Source organism: Xanthomonas sp. NCPPB 1325, assembly GCF_041477645.2.
GTDB classification, from domain to species: domain Bacteria; phylum Pseudomonadota; class Gammaproteobacteria; order Xanthomonadales; family Xanthomonadaceae; genus Xanthomonas; species Xanthomonas cannabis.
On record NZ_CM192985.1, the window covers coordinates 479,497 to 506,341 of the forward strand.

The following is a 26,845-nucleotide window of genomic DNA, read 5'->3' on the forward strand; positions in this document are numbered from 1 at the left end:
AGCGCCGGGTCGTCAGGCGGTGAATCCGGGCGCGCCCGCAGCCGTGGTGCGCGCACTGCCGGCAGCCGCCGCAGGATGCGCCTGCGATGCAGACCACTGCCGGCATCGGCCGCGCAACGGCGCGCAACGATCGCGCAATGGTCTGCCATCACCCCACGCGCGGGCGGGATCGGCGAGAATTCACGCCCACCCACGCACGACCACCCCCAAGGACCTCCGCATGGCCGGTGCCAGCCTGTTCACCCTGCTCGACGACATCGCCACGTTGCTGGACGACGTTTCCATCCTGACCAAGGTCGCGGCCAAGAAGACCGCCGGCGTGCTGGGCGACGATCTGGCGCTCAACGCGCAGCAGGTGACCGGGGTCACCGCCGACCGCGAGCTGCCGGTGGTGTGGGCGGTGGCCAAGGGCTCGCTGGTCAACAAGGTGATCCTGGTGCCGGCGGCGCTGGCGATCAGCGCGCTGGAGGCCTGGCTGCGCGGGCGCGGCTACAACATTCCGTTGGTGATGCCGCTGATGATGATCGGCGGTGCCTATCTGTGCTTCGAAGGCGTGGAGAAGCTGGCGCACAAGTTCCTGCATGACGAAGAGGAAGAGGCGCAGCGGCATGCCGAGCGCACCCGCGCCCTGGCCGATGAACAGGTCGACGTGGTGGCGCTGGAAAAGGACAAGGTCAAGGGCGCGATCCGCACCGACTTCATCCTGTCGGCCGAGATCATCGTGCTGTCGCTGGGGGTGGTGGCGGGCGTGTCGTTCGGGCAGCAGGTAGCGGTGCTGGTGGCGATCGCGCTGGCGATGACCATCGGTGTGTACGGCCTGGTGGCGGCGATCGTGAAGCTGGACGACCTCGGCCTGTACCTGACCGGCAAGGGCGCCGCACTGGCTGCGTTCGGTCGCGGCATCCTGGTGGCCGCACCGTGGCTGATGAAGTTCCTGTCGGTGGCCGGCACGCTGGCGATGTTCCTGGTCGGCGGCGGCATCCTGGTGCACAACATCCCGGTGCTGCATCACCTGGTCGTGGACCTGGCCACGTCGGCCGGTGGCCTGGGCTGGCTGGTCGAAGCGCTGGGCAACATGCTGGTCGGCGTGGTCGCCGGCGCGGTGGTGCTGGCGGCGGTCACCGGGTTCCAGAAGCTGCGCAGGACCAAGGCGGCCCATTGATGCCTGGCGCCGGCGTCGGTCGGGCGCCGCAGTGGCGTCCTGACCAATGCCGTATCGCCCGGGCCGGCCTGGTCACTGCGGCGGGGATTCGCACTTGAACGCGCCCGGCCTGCCCCGCCAGCGATGCACATGCCGTGCGCTGAGCATCAGTCGGCGCTGATCACCCGGTTCTTGCCGGCGGCCTTGGCGTCGTACATGGCGCGGTCGGCGCGGCGGACCAGGTCGTCCTGGGTTTCGTCGGTATGCCGTAGCGCCACGCCGGCGCTGAAGCTGACAAAGATCCGTACGTCCTCGTGCAGCAGCGAGCGTTGGGCCAGGGCGCGCTGGAGACGGATGACCGCCGCGCTGGCTTCGAAGATGGTGGAGTCCGGCAACAGCAACACGAATTCCTCGCCCCCGAACCGGGCGACGGCGTCGGTGGTGCGCAACACCGCCTTGGCCACGTCAACGGTGTGGCGTAGCGCGGCATCGCCACCAGCGTGGCCGTGGGCCTCGTTGAGCCGGCGGAAGTCGTCCAGGTCCAGCAGCGCCACGCACAGCGGCTGCCCGCCACGTTGGGTGCGGGCGGCCTCGCGCTGGAACAGTTCTTCGAAACCGCGCCGGTTGAGCGCCCCGGTGAGCTGGTCCTCGCGCACCAGCCCGGCGACGGCATTGAGCTCCTGTTCGAGTGAGGCGATGCGCTGTTCGGCGTCTTCCACCTGGCGGCGTGCCGACAGCAGTTCGTCGCGTGCAGCCAGCGCCTGCGCCTGGACGCCAGCAGTGTCCTGCAGCACATCCTGCAACAGGCGATTGAGGTCGGGAATGCTGCGAGCGTCGCCGATCGCCTGCGAATAGCCGGCAACGCGGTCGTGATATTCGCCGGTGCTGGTCGCCATGCCATCGAGTCGGTCGACGAAGGACACCATCATCTCGCGCATGGCGGTCTTGGAATCGGCAATGCCCTGCTTGAGCAGGCCCTGCTTGTAGATCACCTCGCGCAGGGTGCCGCGCGCCTGCTCGATCGACTCCCCGTCCAGCGGGCCGGCCAGCAGCTGCCGTACCACCGAGATCTGGCCCTGCAACCAGCTGCGATCGTCCAGGAGTTCGCCGACGTTCTCCAGCAAGAGGTCGAATAACCCGAGCAACAGGTTCTGTTGTTCGCTGGCATCCTCGGCGCGCAGGCCGATCTGGTGGCTGAGCTCGCGCAGGCGCTGCTCCAGCGTGATCAGCTCGTGTCCGGGGCGCCAATGGCGTAGCGCCGAGGCCAGCGTCTGCGCTTCCTCGGCCAGCTCCGGGCTGCGTTGCAGCAGGGTGGCCAGGGCATTGCCTAGGGCGTGCCGGAGCAGGTCGCGCAGCTGTTCGGCTTCGGTGCGGCCTTCGGCCAGCGAATCGCCGATGTCGATGGTACGGATGTACTTGTCGATCAACTGCCGCAGCGTGCGGCCGTAGCCCAGCCAGTCGCCGGCCGCATAGGCCGCACTCAGGCGCACGCCCATGTCGCCGAGCTCGCCGTGCAGGCTGGCAATGCCTTCGGCAAACGCCAGCAGCAGGGCCTCCGGATGCGCGGCATGTGAGAACAGCCGGATCAGCATGGCGGTGGCGGCCGCCGGGTCGGGCGCGCCCGACTTGGCCTTGGCCGGCACCAACTGATGGGCTGCCAGCCCATGCCCGCCATGCGTGCTGCCGCGCACGCTCGGAAGCGCGGCAGTCGTGCGCGCGCTGTCGGTGCCGCCCCACGGCAACAGACGGCGCAGCCCGCCACGCGGGCGGCTTGGAAGTTCAGGCTGGTCAGCCATGCCAGGTCTCGAAGGTCGACGTGCTATGGCGGGTTATCGGCCCGCGCGCGGGTCGCTTGAGCGGGCTCAGGCCCTGTCGCGGCTCGATTGATCACCCCTTCGGCCAGGAATCGCGAGTGCATCACGCCTTTGCCTGCGCATGGGCTGGCGCGCATGAAGCGGTTACGCGGATGACGGCGAACGCGGCCATGCGCTCCCGCATTCGGTGCGTTGCAGTGCAGATGCACCGATACGGGGATCTCCTGGCCCTGCAATGCATCGCTTATGCCAGCAGACATACGCAACCGTGCGTAACGGAATGTGGGCTGTCGCAGAAAAGTCAGCACATGTTCACGCATATTTTATTTGGACGGGGTGTAGATTCGTCAGCAAGGACGACGTGGAGTACGCGCGTCGGCCCCGCTCCTCATTCGCAGCAGGTCGTCTGGCCGGATCGGCAGACGATGGTTTTCGCTTCGCCGTTTTCCGTCTCCACCCACTTTACGACGGACGTTTAGATGGTTGCCATGATGCCGCTTCACGCCACTACTGCACGCTTGGATCGCAGCACGTTGCTCCCCACGCTGAAGAAGAGCGGGCGGCCGCGTGATGCGCGCGGGCGATTCATCCGTCATCACGAGCGTCTGCCGGTGTCCCTGGCCGATACCCGTGGTGCGCTGTTCGTGGTGTCGGAGATGGCGGACTTCATCAAGGCCGGTGGCTTGGGCGATGTGGCGGCCGCGCTGCCGCGCGCGCTGCGTCACCGCTACGACGTGCGCGTGCTGATCCCCGGCTACCGCGCGGTGCTCGAGCGTGCCGGCAAGGTCGAGATCGTGGGCCGCGTGCTGGCGCATGCCGCGCTGCCGGCCTGCGACATCGGCCGCATCGTGCAGTCCGACGGGCTGCCCATCTACATCCTGCTGTCCAAGGAATTGTTCGAACGCGATGGCTCGCCGTATGTGAGCACCAGCGGGTCGGAGTTCGAAGACAACGCCATCCGCTTCGCCACCCTGTCGCATGCCGCCGCGCAAATCGCTGCCGGCCATGCCGGGCTGGGCTGGAAGCCGCGCCTGCTGCATCTGAACGACTGGCCGTGTGCGCTGGCGGCCGGCTATGTGCGCTGGTCCGGCGGCACCACGCCCTGCCTGCTGACCATCCATAACCTGGCCTACCAGGGGCTGGTGCCGTATTCGATGGCTGCCGCATTGGGCATCCCGGCCGAGCGTGTGGCCGAGCTGGAGTTCTATGGGCAGATGTCGTTCCTGCGCGGGGGCATCGTCAATGCCGACCACGTCAATACGGTCAGCGTCAGCTATGCCAAGCAGATCACCGGCCCGGCCCAGGGCTGCGGGCTGGACCGGCTGTTGGCCGGCCGCGCTGCCAAGGGCGCACTAACCGGCATCGTCAACGGCATCGACGCCAGCTGGGACCCGCGGACCGACGCTCACCTGGATTCGCATTTCAGCGTGAACCAGTGGCAGGGCCGTCAGGCCAATGCGGCCCAGGTGCGCAAGGCGTTCGGCCTGCGCGAGAGCACCGGCCCGCTGTTTGCGGTGGTCTCGCGGCTGGTGCACCAGAAGGGCCTGGACCTGATCTGCGAGGTGGCCCCGCAGATTGTGGCCGCCGGCGGCCAGATCGCGGTGATCGGTGGTGGCGAGCCGGAGATCGAACACCAGGTGGCCGAGCTGACCCGCCGGTATCCCGGCCAGGTCGGTGCTTTCATCGGTTTTGAAGAAGGCTTGGCGCGGCGCATGTTTGCCGGTGCCGACTTCCTGCTGATGCCGTCGCGCTTCGAGCCGTGCGGCCTGAGCCAGATGTACGCGCAGCGCTTCGGCTGCCTGCCGATCGCCCATGCCACCGGCGGGCTGATCGACACCGTGGACGATGGCGTGACCGGCTTCCTGTTCCAGCACGCCAGCGTGGAGGCCCTGCGCCGCTGCCTGGAGCGCGCGTTCCGCACCTTCCGCCTGCCCAGCCTGCTGTCGGCGATGCGCCGCGCGGCGATGCTGCGGCCCAGCGGCTGGGATGTGGCCGGCACGAAATATCTTTCCCTCTACGAACACACCGCTGCAACCGCGCCTGCGCTTGCGACGGTGTCATGAGCGAACGGCAGGGCGTGCAGGGGCACCACACGGAAGACGGTGTGACCACGGAAGGGATGTCTGACGTCATGCACGCCTTGCAGGCCTTGGCCGACGGCGCGCCGGCCGATGCATTTGCCGTGTTGGGCCCGCACCTGCAGGCCGATGGCCGCCGCCGGGTTCGTGTGCTGGCACCGGGCGCCGAGGCGATGGGCCTGATCGATCCGCGTGGCAAATTGCTCGCACGTATGCAGCCGGGCGCGTTCGACGGCGTGTTCGAAGGCGAGCTGGCGGTCGAGGGGCCGTACCGGCTGCGCATCGTTTGGCCGGAGGCGGTGCAGGAGATCGAAGACCCGTACGCGTTTGGCCCGACCCTGGACGAATCGATGCTGCTGCAGATCGCCGCCGGCGACGGGCAGGCGCTGCGCGGCGCCTTGGGCGCCCGGCACCTGCAGTGCGCCGATGTGCCCGGAGTGCGCTTTGCGGTATGGGCGCCGCATGCACAGCGCGTGGCCGTGGTGGGCGACTTCAACGGCTGGGACGCGCGGCGGCATCCCATGCGGCAGCGGATCGGCGGCTTCTGGGAAGTGTTCCTGCCGCGCGTGGAAGCCGGTGCCCGCTACAAATATGCGATTACCGCTGCCGATGGCCGGGTCCTGCTCAAGGCCGATCCGGTCGCGCGCCAGAGCGAGCTGCCGCCGGCCACCGCCTCGGTGGTGCCGGGTGCCGCCGCGTTTGCGTGGACCGATGCCGACTGGATGGGCAAGCGCCATGCGCAGGCGCTGCCGGCGCCGCTGTCCATCTACGAGGTGCACGCTGCGTCGTGGCGCCGCGATGGGCACAACCAGCCGCTGGACTGGCCCACCCTGGCCGCGCAGCTGATCCCGTACGTGCAGGAGCTGGGCTTCACCCATATCGAGCTGCTGCCGATCACCGAACACCCGTTCGGGGGCTCCTGGGGCTATCAACCGTTGGGGCTGTATGCACCCACTGCGCGTCACGGCAGCCCGGACGGCTTTGCGCAGTTCGTCGACGCCTGCCACCGCGCCGGCATCGGCGTGATCCTGGACTGGGTCAGCGCGCATTTTCCCGATGACGCCCACGGCCTGGCCCAATTCGATGGCGCCGCGCTGTACGAGCATGCCGACCCGCGCGAAGGCGTGCACCGCGACTGGAACACGCTGATCTACAACTACGGCCGGCCCGAAGTGACCGCCTATTTGCTGGGCAGCGCGCTGGAGTGGGTCGACCACTACCATCTGGACGGCCTGCGCGTGGATGCGGTGGCCTCGATGCTGTATCGCGACTACGGCCGTGCCGAAGGCGAATGGGTGCCCAACGCCCATGGCGGCCGCGAGAACCTGGAGGCGGTGACGTTCCTGCGCCAGCTCAACCGCGAGATCGCCGCGCGCCATCCCGGCGTGCTGACCATCGCCGAAGAATCCACCGCCTGGCCCGGTGTGACCGCGCCGACCAGCGACGGCGGGCTGGGGTTCACCCACAAGTGGAACATGGGCTGGATGCACGACACGCTGAGCTACATGCAGCGCGATCCGGCCGAACGTGCGCAGCACCACAGCCAGCTCACCTTCGGCCTGGTGTACGCCTTCGACGAACGCTTCGTGCTGCCGTTGTCGCACGACGAAGTGGTGCATGGCAGCGGCGGCCTGCTCGGGCAGATGCCCGGCGACGACTGGCGCCGCTTCGCCAACCTGCGCGCCTACCTGGCGCTGATGTGGGCGCACCCCGGCGACAAACTGGTGTTCATGGGCGCCGAATTCGGCCAGTGGGCGGACTGGAACCACGATCAGTCGCTGGACTGGCATCTGCTCGACGGTGCGCCACATCGCGGCGTGCAGCGACTGGTGGGCGACCTCAACGCCACCTTGCGCCGGGTGCCTGCGCTGTACCGCGGCACCCATCGCACCGACGGCTTCGACTGGAGCGTGGCCGATGACGCACGCAACAGCGTGCTCGCCTTCATCCGTCACGACCCCGACGGCGGTGCGCCGCCCCTGCTGGCAGTGAGCAACCTCACCCCGCAGCCGCTTCACGACTATCGCGTGGGGGTGCCGCGTGCCGGCCTCTGGCGCGAGATCCTCAACACCGACAGTGCCCATTACGGCGGCAGCAACCTCGGCAACAGCGGTCGTCTGGCGACCGAGCCGATGGGCATGCATGGGCATGCGCAATCCCTGCGCCTGACCCTGCCGCCGCTGGCCACGCTCTATCTGCAAGCGGAGAAATAACGATGAACCAGCGCAACGACACCACCCCGGCCTGGGGCGCATGGCCAGCGGGTGAGGGACAGGTGCGCTTCGCGCTCTGGGCACCGGACGCCACGCGCGTGGAGGTGGTCTTCGACGATGGCACCCGCCACGCGCTGCAGGCCGGAGCGGACGGCTTTTTTACCGCCACGTTCGCCTGCGCGGCGGATGCGCGGTATCGCTACAGCGTGGACGGCGGCGAGCCGGTGCCGGACCCGGCCTCGCGCTGGCAGCCCGAAGGCGTGCACGGCCCCAGCGCGGTCCAGCCCACCGACGGCTACGCCTGGCAGAACACCCAGTGGCAGGGACGGCCATGGGACGAGGCGGTGATCTACGAGCTGCACGTGGGCACCTGCGGTGGTTATGCCGGAGTGCAGGCGCAGTTGCCGCACCTGGCGGCGATGGGCATCACCGCCATCGAGCTGATGCCATTGAGCGCGTTTCCAGGTGCGCATAACTGGGGCTACGACGGCGTGCTGCCGTATGCGCCGGCCGACGCCTACGGCACCCCGGACGCGCTCAAGGCGCTGATCGATGCCGCGCACGGACACGGCCTGATGGTGTTGCTGGATGTGGTCTACAACCACTTTGGCCCGGACGGCAATTACCTGCACAGTTATGCCGCCCCGTTCTTCAACGAAGACAAGCCCACGCCGTGGGGTGCCGCGATCGACTTCCGCAAGCCGCCGGTGCAGCGCTACTTTCTCGACAACGCACTGATGTGGCTGCACGAATACCGCTTCGACGGGCTACGCCTGGATGCGGTGCATGCGATCACCCCGAATGCGTTCCTGGACACCTTGCGCGAGACCGTGGAGACCAGCCTGCCGGCCGGGCGTCACGTGCACCTGGTGCTGGAAAACGAGGCCAACCAGGCCTCGCAGCTGCAACGCGGCTACACCGCGCAGTGGGACGACGACTTCCACAACGCCCTGCATGTGCTGCTGACCGACGAAGAAGAAGGCTATTACGCCGCATTCGCCGACAAGCCGACCGAGCATCTGGCGCGTGTGCTGGGCGAAGGCTTTGCCTACCAGGGTGAGCCCGACCCGCGTGGGCATGTGCGCGGCGAGCCCAGCGGTGCGCTGCCGCCGCATAAATTTGTGGTGTTTGCGCAGAACCACGACCAGATCGGCAACCGTGCCCGCGGCGAACGGCTGAGCGTGCTGGTGGCGCCCAAGCGCTTGCGTGCCGCATTGGCGCTGACCGCGTTGACGCCGATGATCCCGCTGTTCTTCATGGGCGAGCCGTGGGGCGCGACGCAGCCGTTCCTGTTCTTCACCGACTTCGGCCCGCCGCTGGACGATGCGGTGCGCGAAGGCCGCCGCAAGGAGTTTGCGCACTTTGCCGCGTTTGCCGACGAGGCGCAGCGCGCCACCATTCCCGACCCCAACAGCCATGCCACCTTCGAAGCGTCGCGATCGCCGATCGACGATGCCGCGCACGGCGATGGTGCGCGCTGGACGGCGTGGTTCACCGCGTTGCTGGGCGTGCGGCGTCAGTGGCTGGTACCGGGACTGGCCGAAGCGCGCGCTCTGCGCGCCAGCGTGCTGGCCGAGGGCGCGCTGACCGCGACCTGGGAGTTGCCGGATGGGCTGTGGCATGTCGCCTTCAACGTCGGCGCCGCTGCAGTGCCACTGCCGCCACTGCGCGGACGCGTGGCGTATGCCGAGAATGTCGATGCCGATGCGCAGCAGTTGCCGGTGGACGGCTTCATCGCCTGGCACGAGGACCGCACATGAGCACGAACCCCTTGCACACCCTGGCCGCCGCGGCCGGGGTGATGGTGGATTGGGTGGATGCCAGCGACCAGCCGCGGCAGGTATCCGAGGCATCGGTACAGGCGGTGCTCACCGCGCTGGACCTGCCTGCCGCCACCGCCAGTCAGCGCGAAGACAGCCTGCGCCGCTGCAAGGCGCAGTCCGACGAAGTGGCGCCGCTGCTCACCGTGCAGGTGGGCGAGCCGCTGGCGTTGCGGGTGCCCGCCGACGCCAGCGGCCGCTGGACCGATGAGGCGGGTGGCAGCGAAGACGCGCGTGCCGATGCACAAGGGCAACTGCGCGCACCGCAGCGCTTCGGTTACTGGACGTTGCAGATCGGCGGGTTGACCCAGCAGGTGGCCGTCGCCCCGCAACGCTGCTTCAGCGTGGCCGACGCCTGCGGCCAGCCGGCGCCGCGTGCCTGGGGCATGGCGTTGCAGGTCTACTCGGCCTGCAGTCTCGATGACGGCGGGATCGGCGATGCTGCCGGTACAGTGGAATGGTTGCGGCATGCGGCATTGGCCGGCGCCGATGCACTGGCGCTGAGTCCGGTGCATGCCTCGCGCCCGGTCACCGGCGGCTACAGCCCGTATTCGCCCAGCGACCGGCGCTTTTTCGACCCGCTGCATGCCGCGCCGGTACGCGTGCTGGGCGAACTGGCGCTGCAGGCGATCGCCGAAGTCGAGGGCCTGCGTCATCGCTTCGACACGCTGCACAGCAACGCCTTGATCGACTGGCCGGCCTCGGCGCAGGCCAAGTGGGAATTGCTGCGCCATCTGCGCACGCGCGTGGCACCAGACCATGCCGATCTGGTCGCCTTCCGCAACGCGGGCGGCGATGCATTGGACGGCTTCGCACGCTTTGCTGCGCGCGATTTCGGCGACAACGACCCGCAACTGCATGTGTTCACCCAGTGGCTGGCCGCGCGCAGTTGGTCCGATGCGCAACGCGAAGCGCACGAGCGCGGCATGAAGATCGGCCTGATCGCCGATCTGGCCGTGGGCTTCGACCCCAACGGTGCCGAAGCCGCAGCCGCTGCAGACACCGTGTTGCGTGGCCTAGTGCTGGGCGCGCCGCCGGATGCCTTCAATGCCGATGGCCAGCACTGGGGCATCGGTGCGTATTCGCCCACGGCGCTGCGGCGCAGTGGTTTTGCGCCGTATATCGCGCTGTTGCGCGCGGTGTTGCGCGACCGCGGCGGGATCCGTATCGATCACATTCTTGGCCTGATGCGGCTGTGGGTGGTACCCGATGGCGCCGGCTCCAACGAAGGCGCGTATCTGGCTTACCCGCTGCGCGATCTGCTCAATCTGCTGGCGCTGGAATCGTGGCGGCATCGCGCCATCGTGATCGGCGAGGACCTGGGCGTGGTGCCGCCGGGCATCCGCGAGGAACTTTCGCAGCGTGGGGTGATGGGCATCGATGTATTGATGTTCACCCGCGACAAGGACGGCGCATTCGTCGCGCCGTCTTTGTGGCGGCCCGATGCCATCGCCACCACCACCACGCATGATCTGCCCACGCTCACCGGCTGGCGTGCGGGCCGCGACATCGAATGGCGCCGCACGCTGGAGTTGATCGCGCCTGCGCAGGCAGACGGCGACACCAACGACCGCAGCAAGGACGTCGCGCGGCTGGACGCGGCGGTCGAACACGCCGGCTTGGCTGCTGCGGGCGACGCACTGCTGGGCGCGCTGCGCTTTACCGCCACCAGCGTCTCGCCACTGGCCTTGCTGCCGGTGGAGGACGCGCTGGCGCTGGAAGAACAACCCAATCTGCCGGGTACCGTCGAGGTCCATCCCAACTGGCGTCGACGCCTGCCCGATCCCTTGCCGCATGCGCGCCTGAGCACGGCGCTGCAGGGCTTTGCCGAGGCGCGTCGCGTCGCGGCCGTTACGGAACCGCACCCATGATCGACCTTCGCGCCACCGCCCGCCTGCAGCTGCATGCCGGGTTCACCCTGCACGACGCGCTCGCGCAGGTGCCGTACTACGCCGGCCTTGGCATCAGCCATCTGTATCTGTCGCCGATCGGCACTGCGGTGCCGGGCTCCACGCATGGCTACGACAACATCGACCCGACCGTGGTCAACCCCGAGCTCGGCGGCGAAGACGCGTTGATCGCGCTCTCGCAAACCGCACGCGAACACCGCATGGGCCTGATCGCCGACATCGTGCCCAACCACATGGCCACGCACGCGCAAAACGCCTGGTGGTGGGATGTGTTGCGCAACGGCCGCAGCGCCAAGCATGCCGACTGGTTCGACATCGACTGGCGCGCACCGGGCCGCGACGGCAAGTTGTGGCTGGCGGTGCTGGATCGCCCGTATGCCACCGCGCTGGCCGAAGGTCTGATCACTCTGGTGATCGAAGACGATGGCAGCCCCGCGCTGGCGCATTACGACCAGCGCTACCCGATCCGGGCGCAGACGCTGGAGGTGCCGGACAAAGCGGCACGCGCGCAGTGGCTGCGCGACTACAACGATGGCGCCAAGCGCGGCGATGGCCGGCTGCACAAGTTGATCGAACGCCAACCGTATCGCCTGAACTGGTGGCGTGTGGGCAACGACATGCTCAACTACCGCCGCTTCTTCGACATCACCTCGCTGGTGGCGTTGCGGGTGGAACTGCCGGCCGTGTTCGACGCGGTGCATGCGCTGCCGCTGCGGCTGGTGGCCGAAGGCCATCTGGATGGCCTGCGTATCGATCATGTGGACGGGCTCACCGACCCCACCGGGTATGTGCGCAAGTTGCGCAGCCGGCTGGATGCGGCCGGGCGTACGCGCGGGCTCAAACCCGGCACGCTGGGGCTGTATCTGGAAAAGATCCTCGCCCCCGGCGAGCACCTACCGGCCGACTGGCCCTGCGATGGCACCACCGGCTACGACTTCATGGACCAGGTCGGCGGCGTGCTGCACGACCCAGCCGGCTTCAAGCCGCTGGCGCGTGCCTGGCAGCGGGTGAGCGGACGCAGCGGCGATTTCGCGCAGGAAGAGCGCGCTGCACGCGACGAGATGCTGCGTGGCCCGCTGCAGACCGAATTCAATCGCGCGGTGGGTGCGCTGTCGGCCCTGGCGCGGCTGGACCCGCCCACGCGCGAGTTCAGCCCGCAGATGCTGGCGCGCGGTTTATGCGTGCTGCTGCGCTGGTTCCCGGTGTACCGCACCTACGCCGGTGCCAAGGGCATCGTCGGCAGCGAGGCAGAGCGGCTGCGTGCCACCGCTGCGCAGGCGCGCGAGGGCATGCCCGAGTCGATCGTGGCGGCCGTGGATGCGATCGAGCGTTGGCTGCTCGACGATAGCGGTGCCGACCGTGCGCAGATCGCGCTGCGACGCATCCTGCGCCGGCGTGTGGAGCAGCTGTCTGCGCCGCTCAATGCCAAGGCGGTGGAAGACACCGCGTTCTACCGGCATGGCGTGCTGCTCTCGCGTAACGAGGTGGGCAGCCATCCAACCCATTTCGCCAACGAGGCCGCGGAGTTCCACGCGCAGAATGCCGAGCGTGCCAAGCATTACCCGCGCGCGCTGCTGGCCACCGCCACGCACGATCACAAGCGCGGCGAAGACCTACGCATGCGACTGGCGGTGCTGTCCGAACAGCCGCGGTGGTGGGTCGAGCAGAGCACCCAGTTCGATGCCCTGGCCGAAGCACTGGAATCGCCCGCGCTGGCCGGCGGCGACCAGCAGATGCTGTGGCAGACCCTGGTGGCCGCATGGCCGATCGGGTTGGGCGCCGACCAGGCCGAGCCGCTGGCCGAGTATGCCGAGCGCGTGGCGCAGTGGCTGCTCAAGGCGGTGCGCGAAGCCAAGCTGCATACCAGCTGGACCGACGGTTCGGCCGCCTACGAACAGGCCGTGCAGGCCACCGTGGAGCAGGTGCTGACCAGCCGCGCCGGGTTGCCGCTGCGCCGCGCCTTGTTGCGCGCCAGCAACCACATCGCCGCGGCCGGCGCGCGCAATGCGCTGGTGCAAACCACGCTGCGTCTGACCGTGCCCGGCGTGCCCGATCTGTACCAGGGTACCGAAGGCTGGGATCTGTCGCTGGTGGACCCGGACAACCGCCGCCCGGTCGATTACGCCCAGCGCCAGCAGTGGCTGGAGCAGGCGCGCGACTTCAACAGTCTGTTGCGCGGCTGGCGCGATGGCGCGGTCAAGGCGCGGCTCACCGCGCTGCTGTTGCAGCTGCGTGGCGAACATCCGGCGCTGTTTGCGAAGGGCGACTATCAGCCGTTGAACGTGGCTGTCAGTGGCGATGCGCAGGTGCTGGCGTTCCGTCGTCAGTATCGCGGGCAGGCGCTGGTGGTCGCAGTCACCCGGTTGGGCGCCGGTGATCAACACGAGGGCGATCTGCCGTTGCTGGTGCCGCCGGCGACCTGGGGTCAGGCGTCGTTGGCATTGGCCGAGGGCACATACCGTAATGTGCTCGATGGCAGCACGCTGCAGCCGCAACGCGGCCGCGTGGCACTGTCCACGCTGTTTGCACGCTCGCCAGTGGCAGTGTTGTTGACCCCCCAGTAATCGACATCGAGAGAAACGTACGCAATGAACGACATGGAACGGCAGGCGCGGCTTCGCCAGTTGGCACAGGAGATCTGGGAGGCCGAAGGCCGTCCCGATGGGCATGCGGACCGCCACTGGGCCATGGCCGAGCGGCTGGTGGATGCCGAAGAACGCGCCGCCGAGCAGGCCGCCGAGTCTGCGGCCACGCCCATCGCTGCACGCCAGTAAGGTGGTCCCGGGCACCTTGCACGGGCGCCGTATGGCGCGCCGTGCGGGTGGGCCCGCCGGCAATCGCAATCGCACACCGTCTTGAGTTCACCGTTCTAAGGAGTCACCGATGGCCACTCGCAAGTTCACCCAGCGCTCGCGCATCCGCGAAGGCCGTCCCAACCCGCTCGGCGCCACCTGGGATGGCCTGGGGGTCAATTTCGCGCTGTACTCGCGCAATGCCACCCGTGTGGAGCTGTGCCTGTTCGACGAGCGTGGCCGCGAGCAGGAGCGCATCGCACTGCCCGAATATACCGACGAGGTCTGGCACGGCTACCTGCCCGACGCCCGCCCCGGGCAGTTGTACGGCTACCGTGTGCACGGCCCCTATGCCCCCGACGCGGGGCATCGCTTCAACCACAACAAATTGCTGCTGGACCCCTACGCCAAGCAGATCGTCGGCGAACTCAAATGGGCGCCGCATCTGTTCGGTTACACCATCGGCCACCGCGACAAGGACCTGAGCTTCGATCGCCGTGACAGCGCGGCATTCATGCCCAAATCCGCGGTGATCGACCCGGCGTTCACCTGGGGCCAGGACCGCCCGCCGCAGACGCCCTGGAACCGCACGGTAATCTATGAAGCGCACGTGCGCGGCCTGAGCATGCTGCATCCGGCGGTGCCGCTGGACGAACGCGGTACATTCTCGGCCTTGAAGACCGACGAGCTCATCGACCACATCAGCTCACTCGGTGTGACCGCGGTGGAACTGCTGCCGGTGCACGCCTTCGTCGACGATCAGTACCTGCTGGAAAAAGGCCTGCGCAACTACTGGGGCTACAACACGCTGGGCTTCTTCGCGCCGCAGGCGCGTTACATGTCCACGCGTACCGTGGCCGAGTTCAAGCAGATGGTGGCGCGCCTGCATCACGCCGGGCTGGAGGTGTTGCTGGACGTGGTCTACAACCACACCGCCGAAGGCAACGAGCTCGGGCCCACGCTTTCGTTCAAGGGCATCGACAACGCCAGCTATTACCGCCTGGCCGACGATCGCCGCTTCTACATCAACGACACCGGCACCGGTAACACCTTCGACCTGACCAACGTCGGCGCGCTGCGCATGGTGATGGATTCGCTGCGTTACTGGGTGCAGGAAATGCACGTGGACGGCTTCCGCTTCGACCTGGCCAGCATCCTCGGCCGCGAACGCTATGGCTTCGATCCCTCCGGCAGCTTCCTGGACGCGGTGCGCCAGGACCCGGTGCTGAGCCAGACCAAGTTGATTGCCGAGCCGTGGGATATCGGACCGGGCGGGTACCAGGTGGGCAATTTCCCGCCCGGCTGGGTGGAATGGAACGACAAATTCCGCGACAACGTGCGTGCGTTCTGGCGCGGCGACGGCGGCCAGCTGGCCGAGCTGGCCACGCGCCTCACCGGCTCTGCGGACCTGTTCAATCATAGCGGCCGCCGCCCGACCGCCTCGGTCAACTTCGTCACCGCGCACGACGGTTTCACCCTGCGCGATCTGGTCAGCTACGAGGGCAAGCACAACATGGCCAACGGCGAGGACGGCCGTGACGGCAGCGACCACAACATCTCCGCCAACTACGGCGTGGAAGGCGACACCAACGACCCGGCGATCAAGCAGCTGCGCAGGCAGCAGATGCGCAACCTGCTGGCCACCTTGCTGCTGTCGCAAGGCACGCCGATGCTGCTGGCCGGCGATGAGTTCGGGCACAGCCAGAATGGCAATAACAACGCGTATTGCCAGGACAACGAGCTGACCTGGATCGACTGGACCGCCGCCACCAAGGCCGCGGCGGCCGATCAGGCCGCCTTCGTGCGCCGCCTGATCCGCATCCGTCAGCGTTACCCGCTGCTGCATCGCGCACGCTTTTTCGACGGCAAATTCGACGAAGCGCTGGGTCTGAAGGATCTCACCTGGCTGGCGCCCAACGGTACCGAGATGGACGAAGCCGCCTGGCACGACCCCGAGGCACGCGCCCTGATGCTGCGCCTGGACGGCCGCTCGCCGACCACCGGCCTGCGCGAGATCGCCGCCAACGTCACCTTGCTGATGCTGATCAATGCCGCCTCCACCAGCGTGTCGTTCATCCTGCCGGCCATGCACGACGAACACTGGCGCGTGCTGGTGGACACCGCGCGTCACGGCGGCCGCGTGGTGGCTGGTGGCAGCGAGTGGAAGGCGCCCGCCCATTCGCTCACCCTGCTGGCGGTGGAGCGCGATCGCGTGGTCAGCAGTGCACGCATCGTTTCGGAGGGTGCACGCTGATGGATGTGTTATTGGCGGGGGCGACCGGCCTGGTCGGCAAGCAGGTCCTGCAGCAATTGCTCGCCGATACGCGCTGCACTGGCGTGGTGGCGCTGACGCGGCGGCCGCTGACGCAGATCCATCCCAAGCTGCGCAACCAGGTGATCGACTTCGAACGCCTGGAGCACTGGACTGCCCCGCGCATGGAAGCGGCGATCTGCGCGCTGGGCAGCACCATGAAACAGGCCGGCTCGCGCGAGGCGTTCTACCGCATCGATCACGATTACCCGATGGCGCTGGCACGCGCGGCGTGCGCGCAGGGCACCTCGGTGTTCGTGCTGAATTCGGCGGCCGGTGCCGATGCGCACTCGCGCATCTTCTATAACCGCGTCAAGGGCGAACTGGAACGCGATCTGCGGACGATTGGCTTCCCGTCGCTGACCTTCGTCCGCCCGGGACTGATCGGCGGCGAGCGCGACGAACGCCGCACCGGCGAACACCTTGGCGGCCTCGTGCTGGGTGCACTCGGCCCGCTCCTGCCACGCCGCTTCCGCATCAACCCGGCCGAGCGGATTGCCGCCGCGATGGTGGGCGCTGCGTTATCGCCAGCACGCGGCGAGCATCGTGTTGAGGCGGCGGAGTTGGTGTAGCAGCTGTGTTGATTGCATGGCTTGTGTAGGAGCGCGCTTGCGCGCGATGGGGCGTCATCGGGAACGCTTCATCGCGCGCAAGCGCGCTCCTACAGACCTATCGCGCTACCCGCTCACACCCCCAGCGACTGCCCGCCATCCACTGCCAGCACTTGGCCGGTGATCCAGCGCGCCTGCGGCGAGGCAAGAAACAGTGCGGCGTCGGCGATGTGCTGCACCTGCCCGAATCCACCGAACGGGATGCTGTCGCGGATGCGTGCATGGAGCTCTGGTTCCTCGCGACTGCGCTTGTCCCACAGGCCATCCGGAAATTCGATCGAGCCCGGTGCGATGGCGTTGACGCGGATGCGCTCGCGCGCCAGCTCTGCGGCCAGCGTGGTGGTGTAGTAATTGAGCGCGGCCTTGGCGGTGGAATAGGCGATGGCACGTGGGGTGGGGCGTTGTGCGTTGATCGAGCTGATGTTGAGGATCACTGCTGCATCGCTACTGCGCAAATACGGCAACGCGGCGCGATTGCAGCGTACCGCGGCCATCAGGTCGATATCCAGCCCGGCCTGCCAACTGGCATCGTCCGTGCCGTGACCGTAGCCGGAGGCGTTGTTGATCACCACGTCCAGGCCGCCCAGCGCCTGCGCGGCGGCATGCACATAGGCATTGATCTGGGTGGCGTCGGCCAGGTCGCAGGGCCGTGTGTGCACCGGCGCGCCATGCGCCGCCAGTGCGCTCGCAGCCTGTGCAAGGCCAGTGGCAGTGCGTGCGCAGATCGAGACCTGCGCGCCGTGACGCACGAACGCCTCGGCGATCGCCAGGCCGATGCCACGGCTGCCGCCAGCGATCAGGACACGTTGCCGGCGAACAGCGGGAGTGGACATGACGGGGGCTCGGATCGGAAAGCTGCATTATCAGGCAGCCGGGCGACACGGTCGCCTCATGCACGGTCAGCCAGCCACGCCCAACCACGCCCGTCCGTCCTTGAACTGCACCAGCACGTTCGCCACGACAGACGCGGCTGCCGTTGCGCAGCGCCGCAGCAAACAGCCGCGTGCAGCCGGTGCCGACACCACTGCGTGCAGTGGCGGCCGCTGTCATATCGCTGCCATGTGCGACAGCCGTTGCCTGCGCCACAAGCCTCATCACCGCTGGCGATGTGCTCATGCCGTTTCGGCCGCGCGCCGCTAACCAAACGTTTACACACTGGCGCCGCGCTGCGGGCACAACGTGCGGGTCATTCAGTGGGAGTTGCACATGGAAACCCATATCACCGTCATCGGGGCCGGCTTCTGCGGCACCGCGCTGGTCCGTGCACTGGCGCAGACGGCCGATGCGCAGGTACGCATCACCCTGGTGGGCGTGGCCGAGACCTTCGGCAGTGGCATCGCCTATGGCGCGGCGCGGCCGGAGCATCTGCTCAACGTGCGCGCCAAGGATCTGGGCATCGATGCACAGTCGCCCGGCGCCTTTGCCGACACCTTGCATCTGGGCGAGAGCGGGCGGCTGGAGTTCCTGCCGCGTCTTGCCTACGGCGACTACCTGCGCAGCGAGCTGGATGCGGCGGTGAGCGGCGCGCAGGCCTCGGTCATGCGGCTGTCGCAGGAGGCGGTGGCGGTGGAGCGCGTGCGCAAGGGCTTTCGCGTCTTCCTTGCCAATGGCGATGCGTTTCAGAGCGACCGCGTGGTGCTGGCGGTGGGTGCGTTGCAGCCGCAGGCGTTGGCGGGCATTGGCCCGCGCCTGAGCGTGCACCCGCGCTACATCGGTTGGCCGTGGCAGGGCGATGCGTTGTCGCGGCTGGCGCCCGACGACGACGTGCTGATCGTGGGTACCGGGCTGACCATGGTGGATGTGGCCCTGACTCTGCATACGCGCGGACACCGCGGGCGCATGTTGGCGATTTCGCGGCGTGGGCTGGCACCGCAGGCGCATCTGCGCCAGCCCGGCGCAGCGCTGGAGTTGCCGCCGCATCTGCAACGTGCGCTCAAGGATGCCGACCTGCGTGGCCTGCTGCGCGGGGTGCGCCAGCTGAGTGCGGTGGTCGACGACTGGCGTCGCGTGGTGGATGCCTTGCGCCCGCATCTGCAACCGCTGTGGCAGCGGCTGGACCTTGCCCAGCGTGCGCGCTTCCTGCGGCATCTGCGCCCGTATTGGGAAGTGGCGCGGCATCGGGTGGCGCCGGGTGCGGCCGAACAGTTGGCGCAGCTGCAGGCATCCGGACAGCTGCAGGTGGTGGCAGCGCGGCTGCTGCGCGCACGCTGGGTGCCGGACGGGGTGGAAGCGGTGATCCGCCCGCGCGGCGCTGCCGATGCACAGACGGGCCATTACGACGCGGTGATTCGCGCTACGGGTCTGGATACCGATATCGACCGCACCAGCGACCCGTTGATCGCCGGCATGCGCGAAGCCGGTCTGTTACGCGCCGATCCGTTGGGCCTTGGGGTGGACACCGATGCGCAGCTGCGCGTGCGCGATGGCGCCGGGCAGATCGTGCCGGGGCTGTATTGCGTGGGTCCGCTGCTGCGTGGGCGTTACTGGGAAATCACCGCCGTCCCCGAATTACGTGTGGCCACGCGCGCGCTCGCCGAGCGCTTGTTGCTGGGGGCAACACCGGCGTTACAGCCGGAACCGGAACAGGTGCCGCGCGAGGTCAATGCGCGGTTGTAGGGGCGTGCCGGGCCTTCTCCCCTCGGGTCAGCAGCCGTGACAACAGCCTCTGCGCAGGAAGGCATAACCAAACTGTGCGCCGTGCCCGCGCGTTGTCGCGCAGCGCAAACATGCCGCGCAATGCGTAGCGCGGCGGGCGGCGGCGGGCGCGCCTGGCGCATGGTGTCCGCCCTGGGCTGACCGACGTCCAGGGCGCTTGATTCCCTCCTCTGCCTGGAGTTCGCCATGTCCCGCCTTATCCCCGCTGTGGTTGCCGCTGTACTGTGCGCCAGTGCATTGCCTGCATTGGCCAGCGAATCGTTGAAGACGCGAGCCGACGTCATTGCCGCATTGGAATCCGGTTACGACGTCAGCCTGACCACCGATCTCGGTCGCTGCACACCCGAGCAAGGCACGCCGATCAGCAAGACCCGCGGTGGCCGCCATATCGATGCCTATCGCATCACCGACGATGGTACCGCCGCATTCTCTGGCTCGCATTTCACCGTGGCCAACGATGGCAAGCCGATCCAGCAGTTCATGCGTTACCAGCTGCGCCCGGATGGCAGCGTGCGCTTCACCACCTACATGTACGACCTGCCGGCATTGCAGCAGCGCGGGCCGGTGCTGGCGTATCAATGCGCGATCAATGAGGGCATTCGGTTTCATGCCGATTGATTGCGGTCAACGCGTTACGCGCTACGTGCGTTGGACGCTCGGAGTTGTGCATCGAAGTTGCACGCATCGATGTTGTACGTTCGGACTTGCGATGGTGTAGCGAGACGCGGCACGGCGACGCTCCTGGGGTAATGAAAAGGTGCGCAAGCAATCCAGGCTTCGCACGTACCCTCATCCTCCCCTGCGGGGCACCTTCTCCTCCATGAAGGAGGACAATGTCACGGTGGGAAAAGGGATGTCTTTTCACTGTGCGGTGCAGTGCACGCAGCCGGAGCCCCTCTCCTGCGGGAGAGGGGTTGGGGTGAGAGTACGGGGCGAGAGTACGGGGCGAAGCCACACGCGCTCTACCGCTATTGCTACTGCCGCTGCACCGCCACCGCCGCATTGCCTCCGGTCTGCCAGCCACCACCCAATGCCCTGAACGTCGCCACCGCACTGCGCGCAGCCTCGGTGCGCGCCTGCACCTGCGCATCGGACGCGCGCAGCAGGCTGTCGTCGGCGTTGAGCACTTCGATCAGGCTGACGGTGCCTTTTTCGTAGGCCAGTGCCGAGGCGCCACGCGCCTTGCCCAACGCCTCCACACCCTGCGTCAGCACATTGGCCTGCTGCTCGCGTTTGACCAGCGCAGTGAAGGCGTTTTCCACATCTTCGGTGGCGCGCAGGACAGCCAGGCGGTACGCAGCCAGTTGCTCGGCTTCCTGGCCCTTGGCCTGCGCGATCTGCGCGTTGATGCGGCCGAAATCGAACAGCCGCCAACGCAGCCCCAGCACGCCGGACGACTGTGCGGCGTCGCCGGTGAACAGATTGCCGCCGGAGATGGCGGTGGCACTGCCAAGCAGGCCGCTCAGCGAGAACTTGGGGTAGTACTCGGCCATCGCCACGCCGATGCGCGCATTGGCCGCGGCCAGCCGGCGCTCGGCCACGATCAGGTCGGGACGGCGGCGCAGCAGATCGGCCGGCGTGCCGCTGTCGGCGATCTGCGGCGCAGCCGGGATGGGTTTGCTGGCCGCCAGCTCCGCGCGGTGGGTGCCGGGCGCCACCCCCAGCATCACATCCAGCGCGTTCATGGCCGCCACCAGCCCGGCCTCCAGCCCGGGCACCGTGGCCTGGGCCTGGGCCAGTGCACCCTGGGCCTGCTGCAGTTGCAGTTCGGCCGCCAGGCCCTTGCCGTGCAGCAGCGTCACCATCGACACCAGGCCCTGCTGGGTGGCGACCTGGCGTTGGGCCACGTCCAGCCGCGCCTGCAGGCTGCGGATGCCGATGTAGATGTCGGCGGTCTGCGCGGCGACCGCCAGGCGCGTGGCTGCCGCGCCGGCGTCGGTGGCCTGGTAGTCGGCCAGCGCGGCCTGGCGCCCGCGGCGCAGGCCGCCGAACAGATCCAGCTCCCAGCTGGCGCCCAGATTGGCCTCGTAGATACTCGCGTAGCGATCGAAGTTGGGAAGGCTGTTCAGCACCTGGCCCTGCGGCGTCTCCAGCGACTGGTAGGCGCGCGTCGCGCTGCCGTTGATGTTGCCGGAAGGCAGCAGCGCGGCGGTGGCGGCGGTCAGCCCGGCACGGGCCTGGGTCACCCGCGCGGTGGCCTGCGCCAGGTCCAGGTTCTGCGCCAGTGCGGCAGTGACGTAGCGGCTCAGGTCCGGGTCGTTGAAGCCGACCCACCAGCTGTCCAGATCGGCCTGTGTGCTGGCCTGGCGTTCAGCCACGGCGGCCTGACCGAGATAGTGCTCGGGCAGGGGAGCATCCGGACGAGCATAGTTGGGGCCCACCGCACAGCCTGCGGCGAGGCTGGCGGCGATAAGCGCTGCAAGGGTGCGGAGTGACGGCATGACGGAACCAGAGTGACGGGACGGTGAGTGACTGTAATACGAAATGGTCACTTTTGTAAGTCGGGGGCAACAGCGCTAAGCTGTCGAAATGAACAAAGCATCCAGTTACCCAGTTTCCGGCCGGGGCCCGGTCGATCACGACGTGCGCGACCAGATCGTCGTCGCCGCCACCGACCACTTCAGCCGCTATGGCTATGAAAAGACCTCTGTCTCGGACCTGGCCAAGGCGATCGGGTTCTCCAAGGCCTACATCTACAAGTTCTTCGAGTCCAAGCAGGCCATCGGCGAGTCGATCTGCACCAACTGCATGCGCCAGATCGAGACCGAGGTCTGCGCCGCAATGGACGAAACCGACCAGGCGCCGGAGAAAATCCGTCGACTTTTCAAGGTGATTACCGAGGCCAGCCTGCGGCTGTGCTTCCAGGACCGCAAGCTGTATGAGATTGCGGCGTCGGCCGCCACCGAGCGCTGGCAGTCGGTCGTGGCCTACGAGGTCCGCATGCAGAAGCTGGTGCACGATGTGTTGCAGCAGGGCCGCCTGAATGGCGATTTCGAGCGCAAGACGCCGCTGGACGAGGCCTCCCAGGCCGTCTATGCGGTGCTGCGCCCGTACATGAATCCGGCGATGCTCCAGTACAACCTGGAGCAGGTCGACGACATGCCGGTGCTGCTGTCGGGTCTGGTGCTGCGCAGCCTGTCGCCATAAATTGCGTTGTGACTATTGACTGATTTGGTCACAAGTCCCAGGATGCGAGCCTTCATCAGATCGCTTCGGGATTCCCATGCTTCGGCGCCGCCTTGTTACCTCCACCGTCCTGTGTGTCCTGCCGCTGGCACTGAGTGCCTGCGGCGGAAAGGCACAGCCTGATCCACGCACTGCCACCCCGCTGGTCCGGGTAGCCACGGTGGGCGACGCCAGCAGTGCGGCGCGCAGCTTTTCCGGCACCGTCGCGGCGCGAGTCCAGAGCGACCTGGGCTTCCGGGTGGCCGGCAAGGTGTCCGAACGGCTGGTCGATGCCGGCCAGAGCGTCAGGCGCGGGCAGCCGTTGATGCGCATCGACCCAGTGGATCTGCAGCTGGCTGCCCGTGCGCAGCAGGACGCGGTCGCCGCCGCGCGTGCCCGCGCCCAGCAGGCCATCGACGACGAGGCCCGCTACCGCGACCTGCGCGGCACCGGTGCCATCTCGGCCTCGGCCTACGACCAGATCAAGGCCGCCGCCGATGCGGCCAAGGCGCAGCTGAGCGCCGCCCAGGCCCAGGCCGACGTGGCGCGCAACGCCAACCGTTACTCAGACCTGCTGGCCGATGCCGATGGCGTGGTGATGGAGACCCTGGTCGAGCCGGGCCAGGTGGTCGCGGCCGGGCAGCCGGTGGTGCGGCTGGCGCATGCCGGCCCGCGCGAGGCGGTGATCCAGCTGCCGGAAACCCTGCGCCCGCAGGTCGGCTCGGTGGCCCAGGCCACGCTGTTCGGCAATGCCGGTGTCAGCGTGCCGGCCACCTTGCGCCAGCTGTCCGAGAGTGCCGACCGGCTCACGCGCACCTTCGAGGCACGCTACGTGCTCGACGGCGCGCTGGCGCAGGCGCCGCTTGGCACCACGGTCAGCGTGCGCGTTCCCGGCACCGCCACAGCCGGCACCCAGTCTGGCCTGCAGGTGCCGCTGGCCGCGCTGTTCGATGCCGGCAAGGGGCCGGGCGTGTGGGTAATTGCCGGCAACCCGACCAAGGTGAGCTGGCGGCCGGTGAAGGTGCTGGGCCTGGACGATGACCATGCCAATGTCGCCGGCACGCTGGCGCGCGGCGAGCGCATCGTGGCGTTGGGTGCACACCTGCTGCGCGACGGTGCGCAGGTACGCATCGCCGGTGCCAGCGCTGCCGGCAGCACTGCCGCCACCGCTGGCAACACCGCCAAGGCGGCAGGAGCGCAGCCGTGAGCGAGGGCCGGTTCAATCTCTCGGCGCTCGCCGTGCGCGAGCGCTCCATCACGCTGTTTCTGATCTTCCTGATTTCGCTGGCCGGCCTGGTGGCGTTTCTCAAGCTCGGGCGTGCCGAAGACCCGGCATTCACCATCAAGGTGATGACGATCGTGACCGCCTGGCCGGGCGCCACGCCGCAGGAAATGCAGGACCAGGTGGCCGAAAAACTCGAAAAGCGCATGCAGGAATTGCGCTGGTACGACCGCACCGAAACCTATACGCGCCCCGGTCTTGCGTTCACGACGCTGACCTTGATGGACAGCACCCCGCCCGGTGAGGTGCAGGAGCAGTTCTACCAGGCGCGCAAGAAAGCCGGCGATGAAGTGGCCAACCTGCCGGCCGGGGTGATCGGGCCGCTGATCAACGACGAATATGCCGACGTCACCTTTGCGCTGTTCGCGCTCAAGGCCAAGGGCGAGCCGCAGCGGTTGCTGGCACGCGATGCCGAGACCCTGCGCCAGCGCATCCTGCACGTGCCGGGCGTCAAGAAGGTCAACATCATCGGCGAGCAGCCCGAGCGCATCTTTGTCGAGTTCTCGCATGAGCGTCTGGCCACGCTGGGTGTCAGTCCGCAGGACGTGTTTGCCGCCCTCAACGCACAGAACGCCTTGAATGCCGCCGGCTCGGTGGAAACGCGCGGGCCGCAGGTATTCATTCGCCTGGATGGCGCGCTGGACAGCCTGCAGAAGATTCGCGACACCCCGTTGGTGGTGCAGGGCCGCACGCTGAAATTGTCCGATATCGCCACCGTCAAACGCGGTTACGAAGATCCGTCCACCTTCATGATCCGCAGCGGCGGCGAACCGGCGTTGCTGCTGGGCATCATCATGCGCGATGGCTGGAACGGCCTGGATCTTGGCAAATCGCTGGACAGCGAAGTCAGCGCAATCAATGCCGAGCTGCCGCTGGGCATGAGCCTGAGCAAGGTCACCGACCAGGCGGTCAACATCGACGCGTCGGTCGGCGAGTTCATGACCAAGTTCTTCGTCGCGCTGCTGGTGGTGATGCTGGTGTGCTTCGTCAGCATGGGCTGGCGGGTGGGCATCGTGGTGGCGGCAGCCGTGCCGCTGACGCTGGCAGCGGTGTTCGTGGTGATGCTGGCCACCGGCAAGAATTTCGACCGCATCACGCTGGGCTCTTTGATCCTGGCGCTGGGCTTGCTGGTGGACGACGCCATCATCGCCATCGAAATGATGGTGGTGAAGATGGAAGAAGGCTATGGCCGCGTCGCTGCATCGGCGTACGCGTGGAGCCACACCGCCGCGCCGATGTTGTCCGGCACCCTGGTCACGGCAGTCGGCTTCATGCCGAACGGGTTTGCTGCCTCCACCGCCGGCGAATACACCAGCAACATGTTCTGGATCGTGGGTATCGCGTTGATCGTGTCGTGGGTGGTGGCGGTGGTGTTCACGCCCTATCTGGGCGTGAAGATGTTGCCCGACCTGAAGAAGGTGGAAGGCGGCCACGCGGCGATGTACGACACGCCGCGCTACAACCGCTTTCGCGATGCGCTGGGCCGTGTGATTGCCCGCAAGTGGCTGGTGGCCGGTTCGGTGGTGGGGTTGTTCGTGCTGGCGATCGTCGGCATGGGCATCGTCAAGAAGCAGTTCTTCCCGATCTCCGACCGCCCCGAAGTGCTGGTGGAAGTGCAGCTGCCGTACGGCACCTCGATCACCCAGACCAGTGCGGCGGCCGCCAAGGTGGAAGCCTGGCTGTCCAGGCAGAAGGAAGCGAAGATCGTGACCGCGTACATTGGTCAGGGTGCGCCGCGCTTCTTCCTGGCGATGGGCCCGGAACTGCCGGACCCCTCGTTCGCCAAGATCGTGGTGCGTACCGACGACCAGCACGAGCGCGATGCGCTGAAGCTGCGCTTGCGTGAGGCGATCGCGCAAGGCCTGGCACCGGAAGCGCGCGTGCGCGTGACGCAACTGACCTTCGGCCCGTACTCGCAGTTTCCGGTGGCCTACCGGGTGAGCGGTCCCGACCCGCAGGTGCTGCGTGGCATCGCTGCACAGGTCAAGCAGGTCATGCAGGACAGCCCGATGCTGCGCACCGTCAATACCGACTGGGGCGTGCGCACACCGACGCTGCATTTCAGCCTGGACCAGGACCGCCTGCAGGCAGTGGGCTTGACCTCGACCGCGGTTGCCCAGCAGTTGCAGTTCCTGCTGACCGGCGTGCCGGTCACGCTGGTGCGCGAGGATATCCGCAGCGTGCAGGTGGTGGCGCGGTCGGCCGGCGACACGCGCTTCGATCCGGCCCGCATCGCCGACTTCACCCTGGCCGGTGGCAATGGCCAACGCGTGCCGCTGTCGCAGGTGGGTAAGGTGGATGTGCGCATGGAAGAGCCGGTCATGCGTCGCCGTGATCGGGTGCCGACGATCACCGTGGGTGGCGATGTCGACGACCAGCTGCAGCCGCCGGATGTCTCGGCAGCGATCACCAAGCAGCTGCAGCCGATCATCGACAAATTGCCTGGCGGGTATCAGATCAAGGAGGCTGGCTCCATCGAGGAATCCGGCAAGGCAACCACCGCCATGCTGCCGTTGTTCCCGATCATGCTGGCGGCCACCTTGCTCATCATCATCCTGCAGGTGCGCTCGATCTCGGCGATGGTGATGGTGTTCCTGACCAGCCCGCTCGGCCTGATCGGCGTGGTGCCCACCTTGATCCTGTTCCAGCAGCCGTTCGGCATCAATGCGCTGGTGGGGTTGATTGCGCTGTCGGGCATCCTGATGCGCAACACGCTGATCCTGATCGGGCAGATCCATCACAACGAAGCCGAAGGACTGGACCCGTTCCATGCCTTGGTGGAAGCCACCGTGCAGCGTGCGCGCCCGGTGATCCTGACCGCGCTGGCCGCGATCCTGGCATTCATCCCGCTCACCCATTCGGTGTTCTGGGGCACGTTGGCGTACACGCTGATCGGCGGCACCCTGGCCGGCACCATCCTGACCCTGGTGTTCCTGCCGGCGATGTATTCGATCTGGTTCAAGATCCGGCCCGACACCACCGGGAGTAAGCCTGCGGTGGCACGGCACGCGTAAGGCGCCGGGCGGCGGCAGCGGTGCTGCCGTCGCCCAGGC

17 protein-coding genes are annotated in these 26,845 nt (G+C 67.7%); 14 read left to right on the forward strand and 3 right to left on the reverse strand.

Annotation, left to right across the window (positions count from 1 at the left end; translation table 11 throughout):
• Positions 1-220 precede the first annotated feature (220 nt).
• Complete coding sequence (locus tag ACCQ10_RS02060; protein ID WP_372362043.1) at positions 221-1,162, forward strand: DUF808 domain-containing protein; 942 nt, start codon at positions 221-223, stop codon at positions 1,160-1,162.
• Between the two features lie 146 nt (positions 1,163-1,308).
• Here the strand turns inward: ACCQ10_RS02060 and ACCQ10_RS02065 are convergent, their stop codons facing one another.
• Positions 1,309-2,937 (reverse strand): GGDEF domain-containing protein, encoded by a 1,629-nt coding sequence (locus ACCQ10_RS02065; RefSeq protein WP_184553337.1) that lies wholly within the window; start codon positions 2,935-2,937, stop codon positions 1,309-1,311.
• Positions 2,938-3,434: 497 nt separating this feature from the next.
• On the opposite strand from ACCQ10_RS02065, the gene glgA reads away from it, so the two are divergent.
• The 8 genes from glgA (at position 3,435) to ACCQ10_RS02105 (ending at position 16,651) form a co-directional block, all read left to right on the forward strand.
• A complete protein-coding gene (gene glgA / locus ACCQ10_RS02070; protein ID WP_372362044.1) occupies positions 3,435-5,018 on the forward strand; it encodes a glycogen synthase GlgA in 1,584 nt (527 codons plus the stop codon).
• The gene (locus tag ACCQ10_RS02075; RefSeq protein WP_372362045.1) at positions 5,015-7,246 is read left to right on the forward strand and encodes a 1,4-alpha-glucan branching enzyme; all 2,232 of its coding nucleotides are present in this window, start codon (positions 5,015-5,017) and stop codon (positions 7,244-7,246) included. Before glgA ends, ACCQ10_RS02075 begins: the two co-directional genes overlap by 4 nt.
• Before the next feature lie 2 nt (positions 7,247-7,248).
• The gene (gene treZ, locus ACCQ10_RS02080) at positions 7,249-9,006 is read left to right on the forward strand and encodes a malto-oligosyltrehalose trehalohydrolase (RefSeq protein WP_372362046.1); all 1,758 of its coding nucleotides are present in this window, start codon (positions 7,249-7,251) and stop codon (positions 9,004-9,006) included.
• Positions 9,003-10,937 (forward strand): 4-alpha-glucanotransferase, encoded by a 1,935-nt coding sequence (gene malQ / locus ACCQ10_RS02085; protein ID WP_372362047.1) that lies wholly within the window; start codon positions 9,003-9,005, stop codon positions 10,935-10,937. The genes treZ and malQ overlap by 4 nt, the downstream gene beginning before the upstream one ends.
• Positions 10,934-13,540, forward strand: a complete 2,607-nt coding sequence (gene treY, locus ACCQ10_RS02090) for a malto-oligosyltrehalose synthase (protein ID WP_372362048.1) — start codon at positions 10,934-10,936, stop codon at positions 13,538-13,540. Before malQ ends, treY begins: the two co-directional genes overlap by 4 nt.
• A gap of 24 nt (positions 13,541-13,564) precedes the next feature.
• On the forward strand, positions 13,565-13,750 hold the full coding sequence (locus ACCQ10_RS02095) for a DUF2934 domain-containing protein (RefSeq protein WP_047695471.1): 186 nt from the start codon (positions 13,565-13,567) through the stop codon (positions 13,748-13,750).
• A gap of 109 nt (positions 13,751-13,859) precedes the next feature.
• A complete protein-coding gene (gene glgX, locus ACCQ10_RS02100; RefSeq protein ID WP_372362049.1) occupies positions 13,860-16,022 on the forward strand; it encodes a glycogen debranching protein GlgX in 2,163 nt (720 codons plus the stop codon).
• A complete protein-coding gene (locus ACCQ10_RS02105; RefSeq protein ID WP_228313406.1) occupies positions 16,022-16,651 on the forward strand; it encodes an NAD(P)H-binding protein in 630 nt (209 codons plus the stop codon). Before glgX ends, ACCQ10_RS02105 begins: the two co-directional genes overlap by 1 nt.
• A 113-nt stretch (positions 16,652-16,764) precedes the next feature.
• On the opposite strand, the gene ACCQ10_RS02110 is transcribed toward ACCQ10_RS02105, so the two are convergent.
• On the reverse strand, positions 16,765-17,523 hold the full coding sequence (locus tag ACCQ10_RS02110; RefSeq protein ID WP_372362050.1) for an SDR family NAD(P)-dependent oxidoreductase: 759 nt from the start codon (positions 17,521-17,523) through the stop codon (positions 16,765-16,767).
• A 373-nt stretch (positions 17,524-17,896) separates the two neighbouring features.
• Here ACCQ10_RS02110 and ACCQ10_RS02115 point away from each other — a divergent pair, with 373 nt between their 5' ends.
• Positions 17,897-19,306 (forward strand): FAD/NAD(P)-binding protein, encoded by a 1,410-nt coding sequence (locus ACCQ10_RS02115; RefSeq protein WP_372362051.1) that lies wholly within the window; start codon positions 17,897-17,899, stop codon positions 19,304-19,306.
• A 225-nt stretch (positions 19,307-19,531) separates the two neighbouring features.
• Positions 19,532-19,963: a VirK family protein gene (locus ACCQ10_RS02120; protein ID WP_047693928.1), complete on the forward strand. Its 432-nt coding sequence runs from the start codon at positions 19,532-19,534 to the stop codon at positions 19,961-19,963.
• Between the two features lie 356 nt (positions 19,964-20,319).
• Here ACCQ10_RS02120 and ACCQ10_RS02125 read toward each other — a convergent pair whose 3' ends face one another.
• Complete coding sequence (locus tag ACCQ10_RS02125; protein WP_372362052.1) at positions 20,320-21,786, reverse strand: efflux transporter outer membrane subunit; 1,467 nt, start codon at positions 21,784-21,786, stop codon at positions 20,320-20,322.
• A gap of 88 nt (positions 21,787-21,874) precedes the next feature.
• On the opposite strand from ACCQ10_RS02125, the gene ACCQ10_RS02130 reads away from it, so the two are divergent.
• The 3 genes from ACCQ10_RS02130 to ACCQ10_RS02140 all read left to right on the forward strand — a co-directional run bounded on the left by ACCQ10_RS02130 (position 21,875) and on the right by ACCQ10_RS02140 (position 26,806).
• Positions 21,875-22,492: a TetR/AcrR family transcriptional regulator gene (locus ACCQ10_RS02130; RefSeq protein ID WP_372362053.1), complete on the forward strand. Its 618-nt coding sequence runs from the start codon at positions 21,875-21,877 to the stop codon at positions 22,490-22,492.
• A 76-nt stretch (positions 22,493-22,568) separates the two neighbouring features.
• Entirely contained in the window at positions 22,569-23,717 is a 1,149-nt protein-coding gene (locus ACCQ10_RS02135) for an efflux RND transporter periplasmic adaptor subunit (protein WP_372362054.1), read from the forward strand.
• A complete protein-coding gene (locus ACCQ10_RS02140) occupies positions 23,714-26,806 on the forward strand; it encodes an efflux RND transporter permease subunit (RefSeq protein ID WP_372362055.1) in 3,093 nt (1,030 codons plus the stop codon). The genes ACCQ10_RS02135 and ACCQ10_RS02140 overlap by 4 nt, the downstream gene beginning before the upstream one ends.
• Positions 26,807-26,845: the final 39 nt, after the last annotated feature.